This window comes from Promicromonospora sp. NPDC052451, assembly GCF_044547525.1.
Classification (GTDB): Bacteria; Actinomycetota; Actinomycetes; order Actinomycetales; family Cellulomonadaceae; genus Promicromonospora.
This window is the reverse complement of record NZ_JBIUAP010000001.1, coordinates 660,514-671,476: the sequence shown is the minus strand read 5'-3', so window position 1 is coordinate 671,476 and position 10,963 is coordinate 660,514. Positions and strand designations below refer to the sequence as shown.

7 protein-coding genes are annotated in these 10,963 nt (G+C 73.9%); 1 reads left to right on the top strand and 6 read right to left on the bottom strand.

Annotated features, from left to right (window positions below; genetic code table 11):
* Positions 1-121: 121 nt before the first annotated feature.
* Positions 122-2,917 (bottom strand): type I DNA topoisomerase, encoded by a 2,796-nt coding sequence (gene topA / locus ACIG47_RS02880; RefSeq protein WP_397429515.1) that lies wholly within the window; start codon positions 2,915-2,917, stop codon positions 122-124.
* Between the two features lie 218 nt (positions 2,918-3,135).
* On the opposite strand from topA, the gene ACIG47_RS02875 reads away from it, so the two are divergent.
* Positions 3,136-4,077 carry a phosphatase PAP2 family protein gene (locus ACIG47_RS02875; protein WP_397429514.1) on the top strand — a complete coding sequence of 314 codons (942 nt, stop codon included), beginning with the start codon at positions 3,136-3,138 and terminating at the stop codon, positions 4,075-4,077.
* 51 nt (positions 4,078-4,128) lie between these two features.
* Here the strand turns inward: ACIG47_RS02875 and ACIG47_RS02870 are convergent, their stop codons facing one another.
* The 5 genes from ACIG47_RS02870 to ACIG47_RS02850 form a co-directional block, all read right to left on the bottom strand.
* Complete coding sequence (locus ACIG47_RS02870; RefSeq protein ID WP_397429513.1) at positions 4,129-5,586, bottom strand: S1 family peptidase; 1,458 nt, start codon at positions 5,584-5,586, stop codon at positions 4,129-4,131.
* Positions 5,587-5,750: 164 nt separating this feature from the next.
* The gene (locus tag ACIG47_RS02865) at positions 5,751-6,872 is read right to left on the bottom strand and encodes a S1 family peptidase (RefSeq protein ID WP_397429512.1); all 1,122 of its coding nucleotides are present in this window, start codon (positions 6,870-6,872) and stop codon (positions 5,751-5,753) included.
* 198 nt (positions 6,873-7,070) lie between these two features.
* Positions 7,071-8,012, bottom strand: a complete 942-nt coding sequence (locus ACIG47_RS02860; RefSeq protein ID WP_397418171.1) for a LysR family transcriptional regulator — start codon at positions 8,010-8,012, stop codon at positions 7,071-7,073.
* A gap of 151 nt (positions 8,013-8,163) precedes the next feature.
* Positions 8,164-9,747, bottom strand: a complete 1,584-nt coding sequence (locus ACIG47_RS02855) for a methyltransferase (RefSeq protein ID WP_397429511.1) — start codon at positions 9,745-9,747, stop codon at positions 8,164-8,166.
* 37 nt (positions 9,748-9,784) lie between these two features.
* Positions 9,785-10,933, bottom strand: coding sequence for a hypothetical protein (locus ACIG47_RS02850; RefSeq protein WP_397429510.1), 1,149 nt, complete (start codon positions 10,931-10,933; stop codon positions 9,785-9,787).
* Positions 10,934-10,963: the final 30 nt, after the last annotated feature.

Sequence of the window (10,963 nt, the reverse complement as noted above, 5' to 3'; positions counted from 1 at the left end):
TTGTGGTCGTTTTTTTTTTTTCGCTGTGTCCTTTCCCGGTGCCCGCCGCCCGGGCGCCCCCGGCCCCGCCGCCCCGGGGGGGGGGGCGGGGCGCGGGGCCCCCCCCCCCCCCCCCCACGGCTCACTTCTTGGCGCTCGACGCCTTCTTGGTGGCCGGCTTCTTGGCGGCCGTCTTCGCCGCAGGCTTCTTGGCCGCCGTCGAGCGGGTCGTGCGCTTCTTCGCCGGGCCCTGAGCGCGCTTCTCGGCGAGCAGCTCGATCGCACGCTCGGCGGTGACCGTCTCCGGCGTCAGGTCGCGCGGCAGGGTGCGGTTGGTCTCGCCGTCGGTCACGTACGGCCCGAAGCGGCCGTCCTTGACCTGGATCGGCTTGCCGCTGTTCGGGTCGTCGCCGAGCTCGCGCAGCGGCGGCGTGGCCGTGCGGCCCCGCCCGCGCTTCGGCTGCTTGTAGATCTCCAGCGCCTCGTCCAGGGTGACCGTGAAGATGGCCTCCTCGGTCGGGAGCGTCCGCGAGTCCGTGCCCTTCTTGAGGTAGGGCCCGTAGCGGCCGTTCTGGGCGGTGATCTCGTCGCCCGACTCCGGGTCCACGCCCACCACCCGCGGCAGCGACATGAGCTGCAGGGCGTCCTCCAGCGTCACCGAGTCCAGCGACTGCGTCTTGAGCAGCGACGCCGTCCTCGGCTTGGGCAGCGCGGCCAGCGCACGCTTCTTCGCCGCGGCCGACAGGTCCGGGTCGAGGTCCGGCTCGGGCAGCTGCTCCGTCACGTACGGGCCGTACCGGCCGTTCTTCGCGACGACGGGGTTGCCCGTCTCGGGGTGCACGCCGAGCACGCGGCCGTCGTCGGCGCCGGCCGCCAGCAGCTCGCGCGCCCGCTCGACGGTCAGCTCGTCGGGCGCGACGTCGTCCGGCACCGAGGCGCGGGGCGGGTTCTTGCCCTCCTCCACCTCGGCCGCGAGGTCCTCGACGTACGGGCCGTACCGGCCCACGCGGACACGGATGCCCTCGCCGATGTCCACCGAGTTGATCGCGGCCGCGTCGATCTCCCCGAGGTTCTCCACGAGGGCGCGCAGACCGCCGCCGTCGCTGTCCACGCCGAGCTGGTCGGACGTGCCGAGGTTGCCGGGGGCCTCGCCGAAGTAGAACTCCTTGAGCCACGCCACCCGCTCGCGCGACCCGGCGGCGATCTGGTCGAGGTCGGCCTCCATGGTGGCCGTGAAGTCGTAGTCGACCAGCCGGTCGAAGTGCTCCTCCAGCAGGCGCACCACAGCGAACGCGAGCCACGTCGGCACCAGCGCCTGACCGCGCGTGATGACGTAGCCGCGGTCCTGGATCGTCGAGATCGTGGCGGCGTACGTGGACGGGCGGCCGATGCCGCGCTCCTCCAGCGCCTTGACCAGCGACGCCTCGGTGTACCGGGCGGGCGGCGTCGTGGAGTGCCCGTCGGCCGCGAGGTCGGTGCCGGTCAGCGCGTCGCCCTCGGCCATGGTGGGCAGGCGGGTCTCCTTCGCCGCCGCGGCACTCTCGCTCTCGCTGTCGGCGTCGGCGCCCTCCTCGTACGCGGCCAGGAAGCCGCGGAAGGTGATGACCGTGCCCGACGCCGAGAACACCGCCTCCTGGCCGTCCCGCGGACCGCCCACGACGACGGCGCCGAGCCGCACGGACGCCGTCGACCCCTTGGCGTCGGCCATCTGGGAGGCGACGGTGCGCTTCCAGATCAGCTCGTACAGGCGGAACTGGTCGCCGCTGAGCTCGCCGGCGACCTGGGCCGGGGTGCGGAACGAGTCGCCCGCCGGGCGGATCGCCTCGTGCGCCTCCTGGGCGCCCTTCGACTTGGACTGGTACAGCCGGGGCGCGCCCGGCACGTACTCGGGGCCGTACAGCTCCGCGGCCTGGCGCCGGGCGGCGTCGGTGGCCTCCTTCGACAGCGAGGGGCTGTCGGTACGCATGTAGGTGATGTAGCCGTTCTCGTACAGGGCCTGCGCGGTGCGCATCGCCTGCCGCGACGACATGCGCAGCTTGCGGCCCGCCTCCTGCTGCATGGTGGAGGTGGTGAACGGCGCGGCCGGACGCCGCGTGTAGGGCTTGGTCTCCAGGCTGCGCACCGAGAAGTCGGCGGCCTCGAGCCCGGCGACGACGGCGTTCGCCGTCGCCTCGTCGAGCTGCACCACACCGGTGCGGACCTTGAGCCGGCCCCGGTCGTCGAAGTCGCGGCCGGAGGCGACCTTGTCACCGGCGAGCTGGGTGAGCCGCGCGCGGAAGGAGGGCTGGCCGTCGTCCGCCACCGCGAAGGTGCCCGCCACGTCCCAGTAGTCGGCGGGCACGAACGCCATGCGCTCCCGCTCGCGCTCCACCACGAGGCGGGTCGCCACCGACTGCACGCGGCCCGCGGACAGGCCCTGGCGCACCTTGCGCCACAGCACGGGCGAGACCTCGTAGCCGTACAGGCGGTCCAGGATGCGCCGGGTCTCCTGCGCGTCGACGAGGTCCTGGTCCAGCTCGCGCGTGTTCTCCAGCGCCCGGAGGATCGCGTCCCGGGTGATCTCGTGGAACACCATGCGCTTGACCGGGACCTTGGGCTTGAGCTCCTGGATCAGGTGCCACGCGATGGCCTCGCCCTCGCGGTCCTCGTCGGTGGCGAGGAAGAGCTCGTCGGCGTCCTTGAGGGCCTTCTTGAGCTCGCTGACCTTCTTCTTCTTGTCGGCGTGCACCACGTAGTACGGGTCGAACCCGTTGTCGACGTCCACGGCGAACTTGCCGTAGGGCCCCTTCTTCATCTCCGTGGGCAGGTCCTTCGGCTGCGGGAGGTCACGGATGTGGCCGACGCTCGCCTCGACCTCGTAGTCGTCGCCGAGATAGCTCTGGATCTTTCGAGCCTTCGTGGGCGACTCCACGATCACGAGCTTGCGTGCCTGGGACATCCGGTCCTGCCTGCTTCCTGCGGGGTCTGGGGGTTGAGCGCCGAGTGGCGTTGGAGAGTTCACGGTACGCCAGGCGCGACGGATCGCACCCTATCCGGCCGAGATCCGGTTGCCCGGCGGTTTCACATGACCGTGGTGATTTTCACCTACGGCATGACGACCGCGGAGCCTCACACCAGGCACACGGTCTCTCCAGGCCGGTCCTCTACGGTGGCTCCATGACGGACCGTACCCTTCCGCCGCCGGGCGGACCGCACCCGGCGCCCGCCGTCGCCAGCGGGCACCCGATGCCGGCGCGCGGGCCGAGGCTGCGGCCCCGGACCGGACCGCTCGTGACGGCCGCGGTGGTCGCCGTCCTGGCCGCCTGGGGCCTGTGGGCCACCTGGGACACCTTCGTCGTCTCGGGGCGGGGCCAGTACGCCGACCAGCTCGCGCTGGAGGGTGCGGCACGCGGCCAGGGTGTGCTCTGGGAGCTCGCCGAGCCGGTGCTCGGTGTGGTGTCCAACACGTTCGTGGGACTCGGCCTGGCCGCCGCCGTCGTGCTCGCGCTGGTGCGCGGGCGCTGGTGGCTCGCGGCGCAGGTCGCCGTCCTGGTGGCCGGCTCGAACCTCACCACGCAGGTGCTCAAGCACGTGGTGCTCGACCGTCCGGCCCTGCTCGACGTCGCCCGCGCCGACGTGAACACGCTGCCGAGCGGGCACACGACCGTCGCCGCGTCGGTCGCGGCGGGCCTCCTGATCGCGGTGCCCCGGCGCTGGCGCCCGCTCGTCGCGGTGGCCGGCGCCGCCTACACGGGGGCCACGGGGGTGTCGACGCTCGTCGGGCAGTGGCACCGGCCGTCCGACGTCGTCGCCGCCGTCCTCGTGGTGCTCGCCTGGGGCGCCGGGGTCTGCGCCCTGAGCTCGTCCTCCTCGCTCGACGAGCCGCGCACCGGCACGGGGGCCGGGACGTCGGGCACCGCGGGGCTCCTGCTGCTCGGCGCGGCGGGGAGCGGCGTCCTCGCCGTCGGCGCGCTCGGGAGCGTGCGGGGCTACGGCTGGGGGCTGCCGCTGGGCGGCGACCTCACGGCCTACATGGGCGGCATGCTCGGGGTGACGGCGGTCACCCTGGCCTCGTTCGCGGCCCTCCTGCTGGTGCGCCAGTCCACGGCCCGGCCCTGACGTGCCGGGTGCGCGGGTCGGGACGACCCGCACACCCGGCACGTCATCCGGTCACGGGTTGGTCGACCAGCCACCCGTGTACGAGCCCGAGCCCGAGTACGCGTCCACGACCCAGCGGTAGGTCCCGGACGTGCCCGAGTAGGTCACGGTCTCGTCGGGCGACGCCGTGATGCCCTGCGCCACGGTGACCCACGAGCCGCTGCTGGACTTCTGCAGGTAGAGGTCGAAGTCCGTGCCGCTCGGGCCGTCGAGGCAGCCCGTGATGGTGCCGCTCAGCGCGGAGAACCCGGTGGTGCCCGGCTCCGCCGCCTGCCCGCCCGAGCTCAGCGAGCCGCTGAACGCCGACTCGTAGCCCGTGCAGCCGGCGGGCGGGGTGGTCCCGCCGCCGCCCGTGACCAGCGAGACGCCCGCGGCGCTGAGCGCCTCGTTCACCGGCTGGAAGTACGTGGTGCCACCGGAGGAGCAGTTGCCGCTGCCGCCGGAGGTCATGCCCTGGGCCTGCGTACCGGCCAGGAGCGAGCCGCCGGAGTCGCCCGGCTCGGCGCAGACGTTGGTGCGGATGAGGCCGGTCACGGTGCCCTCGGCGTAGGTGACCGAGGCGTTCAGGGCCTGGATGGTGCCACAGTGCCAGCCCGTGGTGGAGCCGGACCGGCAGACCGTGGCGCCGACGGCGGCCGCCGTCGAGCCCGCGACGTTGACGGTGCCGCCGCTGTAGTTGTTCACGGCGCCGACCGGGGTGTCGTCGCTGCCCGTGCTGACGTAGGCGTAGTCGTTGCCGGGGAACGAGGACACCTGGAAGGTACCGCTCGGCTGGCTGGTCGTGGCGCCGCGCGAGCCGCAGTGGCCCGCGGTGACGAAGCCTCCGGTGGCCGAGAAGCCGACCGAGCAGCGGGCGCCGCCGATGTAGTAGGCGTTGCCGCCGATCACGTTGATGAACGTGCGGGGCATCTCGGTCACCTCGACCACGGAGACGGCGCTCGCGGGGACGCCCGCGGCGCGCACGGCGGCGGAGACGGCACCCGTCGCGCCCTCGGCGACCTCCAGGACCACCGAGTTCGACTCGACGTCCACGTAGGCGCCCGCGACCTTCGCCTCCGGCGCGGCCCGGAAGGCCTGCGTGGCGAGCCGGTCGAGGCGGTCCAGGGACCGGCCGACGGTGACGGCGGTGGCACCGGCGGCACGGACCTCGGCGGCCCCGGCCTTGTCGGTCACGGCGACGAACAGCTCGTCGCCCTCGACCCATGCGCCCGCGTACCCCGAGTCGAGGGACTTCGCGATGGCGTGCTGCGTGGCGGACAGCGCCTCGTCGGTCCGGAGGCGGTCCACCGCCTCCGCCGTGCTGAGGCCGAGGTCGCGCTCCATGGCGGCGACCATGCCCGGCGCGTAGCCGGACGTCTCGGACTGGTCGGTTCCGGCCGCGGTGCCGGTGGTGGCGGCGGTGATGCTGGCGGCGAGGAGGGTCGCGGCGGCGGTGGCTACCGTGACGGCTCTGAAGGATGTGCGTCTCATGTCCAGCGACTCCTTGTCGTCGGGGCAATGGATTCACCCAGTGCCGGACAGCGTAGGGTCGCTTTCAGGTAACTCCCAGATACCGTTTAGGCCATATCGGGGGAATATGCGGACATGCCGAGATGCGGGTAGGGGAAGCCCCTACCCGCACCTCGACGGGCCGGTCAGTTGGTCAGCAGGTCCACCCCGGCGGCGCTCAGCACCTCACCGACGGGCTGGAAGAAGGTCTGGCCGCCGGAGGAGCAGTTGCCGCTGCCCCCGGAGGTCATGCCCTGGGCCTGCGAACCGGCGAGCAGCGAGCCGCCCGAGTCGCCCGGCTCCGCGCAGACGTCGGTCTGGATGAGGCCCGTGACGGTGCCCTCGGCGTAGTTCACCGTGGCGTTGAGCGCCTCGATGGTGCCGCAGTGCCAGCCGGTCGTGGAACCGGAGCGGCAGACGGACGCACCGACCGCGGCGGGCGTGGAGCCCTCGACGGCGACCGTGCCGCCGTTCCAGTCGTCCACCACGCCGACCGGGGTGTCCGAGTCGACCGAGACGTAGCTGTAGTCGCTGCCCGGGAACTCCGAGACCTCGAACGTGCCGGACGGCTCGCTGGCCGTCGAGCCCACCGAACCGCAGTGGCCGGCCGAGACGAACCCGCCGGTGACCGCGAAGCCGACCGAGCAGCGCGCGCTGCCGTCGATGAAGTACGCCTCGCCGCCGATCACGTCGGCGAAGGTCCGCGGACGCTCCGTGGCCTCGGTGAGCGACACGGCCGACGCCGGGACACCGGCCTCGGCGACGGCGGCCGCGACGTCCGCGGTGGCACCCTCGACCACGTCCACGACGATCTCGTTGGTCTCCACGTCCACGTGGTACGAGGTCACGTCGGAGGAGGACAGCGCGCCGTCCAGGTCCGCCGTCCAGGCGTCCAGCGCCGTCAGCGAGTTGTCGACGGTGACGGGGGTGGCCCCGGCCGCACGGACGGTGGCCGCCTCGGCGGCGTCGGTCACGGCCACGTGCAGCGCGTCCGCACCCTCGACCCAGGCGCCGCCGTACGAAGCACCGAGCGACTTCTCCAGGCTGTGCTGCGTGTCGGCCAGGGCCTCCTGGACCGCGAGCCGGTCCACGGCCTCGGCGGCGCTCAGGCCCAGGTCGCGCTCCATCGCGGCGACCAGGCCCGGCGCGTAGCCCGCGGCGGACCCCGCATCGGTGGAACCGGCGGCGGCGACGGCGTTGATGGTGCCGGCAAAGAGGCCCACGGTGGCGGTTGCCACGGCGACGCCCCGGAGGGAAGTGCGTCTCATCTCCAGCGACTCCTCGGGTCGAAGAGGGTGAAGTTCCACCCGCAGGTGATTTTTCACCCGCCCGCTCACCGTAGGAGGAGTTGGACGTCACGCCCAGATCACACTCAGGTCATACATATTTCCTATGGAGGGCAAACCACGTACGGGGTCAGCTCAGCCGTGTCGTGAATCGGCCGACCCTGCGGTGCCACCTTCGCCTCAGCCGAGCATCCCGTACATCGCCAGCCACTGCTCGTACTGCGGGCTGCGGCGCACGGCGTCGCGGTGGGCGCGGTGCGCGGCGCCCTCGACCGCCTCCACGTCCACGCGCAGGTCCGCGTCGTGCCGCCAGCCGAGGTAGTGGGTACGGCGCAGGGGCGCGCCCGCCAGCGGCACCGTCACGACCCCCGGCGGGTCGAGCTGGCCGGGCTCCACGAGCGCCACCGCACGGCCCGCCCGCACCTGGTCCACGGCGGTGGTCCACTCGGCCTCGCCCATGCCGCGGGGCGTGAACCCGGCGCGCACGCACGCCGACACGAAGCACTCCTCCAGGCAGCCGTGCGACGGCACGCAGAGCCACTGCTCCTCGGCCAGCTCGGCGAGCGAGACCTCGGGCTTGCCCGCGTACGGGTGGTGCTCGTCGATGAGCACGAACATCGGGTCGGTGCAGACCCGGGTCCAGGCGACCTCCACGGCGGCCGGCGGCGAGACGTCGGAGCACATGCCGACCAGCCCGACGTCGATGGTGCCGCGCGCGAGCCGGGACGCCACGTCGTCCGCCAGGTGGGGCATGGCGGTGGTGACCTGGGCGCCCGGGATCGCGATGTGCAGCTGGTTGACGAACAGCCCGCCCAGCGACGTGCCGGTGATGCCCACCCGCACCGTCTCCCCGCGCGCGACGTCGCCGTTGACGAGCCGTTCGGCGTCGTCCGCGAGGGCAGCCATGGCCGGCAGGAGCACCCGGGCGTGCCGGAGGATCAGCTCCCCGAGCTCGGTCGGGCGGGCACCGAACCGGTCGCGGACGAACACGGTGCCGCCCAACGACCGGTCGATGCGGTTGAGCTGCGCGGTCAACGCCGGCTGCGCGATGCCGAGAGCAGCGGCCGCCTTCGTGACGCTGCCCGACTCGGCAACAGCGACAACCATCCTCAAGTGCCGCATGTCGAGTTCCACACGTTGGAAAATAACTGTCATGTCCGCAGTTGTCTCGGTTTCGGCCAAGATTTATCGGCGGACACGCCTGACCGTTACGTCCCGGAAACGAGCGTCCCACCGCGGATCGGCCGGGTACGAGGGTTCCGACGACGGGCCGTCATCCCGCCAGGAAACCGTCCCGGACCAGGTCACGGACGGCCGGGAGCAGCTCTCCGGCCAGGGCGTCCGCGGGCACCTCGAACAGCGCCGCGAGCGCGCCGACGATCTGCCCCACCGTGAGCTCGCCGTCGCACGCGCCCACCAGTGCCGCCAACGGGCTCGACGCCTGGACGCCACGGCCCAGGCCGTCACCCTGCCGCAGGATCACGACGTTCGGGTCCGCCGCACCGGGGGTCAGGTACCGCTCCTCAGTGACGTCGGCGGCGGTGACCAGGCGGGCCGCGGCGAGCGTGGCGTCGTCGCGGGCCGCGAGCCAGTCGTGCCCCGCGAGGCTGCGCGCGATGTGCGCACCGAGCGGCTGGCGCACGGAGCCCGTGTGCTCCTCCAGGCGGCGCAGCGTGGGGCGCCCCGACTCCGGGCGCCGCAGGGTCACGATCCCGAAGCCCACCGCCTCGACGTCGCGGGTCGCGAAGTCGTCGAGCCACGCGCCGTACGCCGCCGCCCAGGCGTCCGGCTCGCGGTCGGGGGTGGTGCCGCCGTCGCGGATCCAGGTCTCGGCGTACTCGGCGGGGTCGAGCACCTCGCGCTGGATGATCCAGCCGTCCAGCCCCGCCTGGTCCAGCCAGGCGCCGACCCGCTCGGCCCAGGGCTCACCCCGCCGGTGCTCCCAGTTGCCGAGGAGCTGGGCCACGCCGCCCGGCGCCAGCACCCCGCCCACGCCGAGGACCAGGTCGCGGACCAGGTCGTCGCCCGCCCGGCCGCCGTCGCGGTACTCGTAGTCGCCCAGCGCGTCGGCGACGGCCCGTCCGGCGGCCCCCGCGTGCGGCGTGATGACGAACGGCGGGTTGGAGACCACGAGGTCGAACCGCTCCCCGGCCACCGGCTCCAGCATCGACCCCTGCCGCAGCTCGACGTCCACCCCGGACGGTGCGTTGAGGGCCACGTTCAGCCCCGCGAAGGCGAGCGCGCGCCGCGAGATGTCGGTGGCGACGACCCGCCGGGCGTGCCGGGCGGCATGCAGCGCCTGGATGCCGCACCCGGTGCCGAGGTCGAGCACCCGTCCGGTCGGCTCGCGCACGGTGACCTGCGCGAGCGTGAGCGACGCCCCGCCAGCGCCGAGCACGTGGTCGGTGGCGAGGCGGCCGCCCGTGGCCAGCTCGCCCAGGTCGGAGGCCAGCCACCAGCGGGCGTCGCCGACGGCGTCGACGGAGGAGTACGGACGCAGGTCCGCGACGGCGCGCACCTCGTCGTCATCCCCCGCGCCGCTGGTCGCGACCAGGCCGAGGCGCTCGGCGCCCGCCGTGCCGGTCGCGGGCAGCGCGCGGTCGAGCGCGGCGCGCGGCACGGGCAGGCCGAGGAGGAAGAGGGCGGCCAGGGTGGCACGCGGGTCGTGGTCGGACGGCGCGACGCCGGCGACCGCCCCGGCGACGGCGCGCCGGGCCGGCAACGGCTGCTCGCGGTGCAGTGCCGCGGCGGCGAGCGGTCCGAGGAGGTCCTCGACGCCGTCGACGTCGTAGGAGCTGGAACCCAGGTCGGCGCGGAGCGAGGCGACGAGGGCGGGGTCGGTCGAGGGAGGCTGCACGGGCCCATCCTGCCCGTACCCGCCGGTGCGGGTCGCGTCAGCCCTGGCAGTTGGACGCCACGTACTCCTGCACGCGCTGGGACGCGGCCACCATGGCCTGGGTGTCCAGCTCCTCCTGCGCGCCGCCGACGGCGGAGGTGACCGCCGGGCCGTCGTCGGCCTTCACCTTCTCGATGTTGTTCGCGACGGTCGAGTAGTACGTGAACGCCACGGCCCAGTCCTCGGCGATGGCCTCGGGCGGCGTCACGCCCTCCAGGGCGTTGCGGGCGTTGATGAATCCCTTGCGCAGGGTCTCGGGCTGGTCCTCCACCATCGCCGACTGCGCGTTGGCGGCCTGCGTCCACGCCATCTGGGTCTGGGCGCAGGACGCGGCGTCCGCGGCCGAGAGCGGGCCGCCGCCCGAGGACAGGCTCGTCACCCAGCCCGTGCCCAGACCCAGCAGGGCCGCGACGACACCCGCCGACACGAGCACCGTGGGCCGGTCCAGGAACGGGGGCAGACCACGACGCAGGGTCCTCTTGATGCGCTTCTGCTGCGCGGTGTCGAGACGGCCGCGGGGGCGCGTGGTCCCGGCGCCGGGCTTCGGGGTGGTCCGGCCGGCGGGGGCGTCCGCCGGGTCGGGCAGCACGTCCGGGCTCGCCGGGTCGACGTCCTCGGCCGGTGCGGGCGGCGGTACGTCGTCGACGTCGGCGACCGGCCCGACGTTCAGCGGGAAGCCGCCGGCGGGGGTGGGAGCGGCGTCGGCGTCGCTCTTGGGAGCGCCCTTGGCGCCGGAACGGGCGCCCTTGCCCTTGCTCCGGCCCCGGGCCTTGCCGCCCTTGCCGCCGGAGCTCTTGCCGCGGCCGCGCGCGACCGGCGGTTCCGTGACCGCGACGGGGCCCCAGGGGTTCGCGTCGGCCTCCCCCTCCGGGTCCGCGACGGCCGGTGCGGGGACGGGACCCCAGGGCGAGCCGCCGTCGTCGCCGGTCGCAGGCGCCTCGGTGGCCGTGACGGACGCGCTGCCCCACGGGCTGGGGGCGGGCTCCTTCGCCGCGAGGCCCTCGGCCCACTCCAGGGCGCTGGCGCCGGGTGCGGGATCGCCGGACGCGAGGCTCTCTGCCCAGGTGAGCGCGTTGGACGCAGGAGGCCCGCCGGCGCGGGACGCAGCACGACCACCCCGTGAGCCCTTGCGCCGTGTCGCACTCATAGCCGCGAACTTTACCCGCAACCTCTGGGA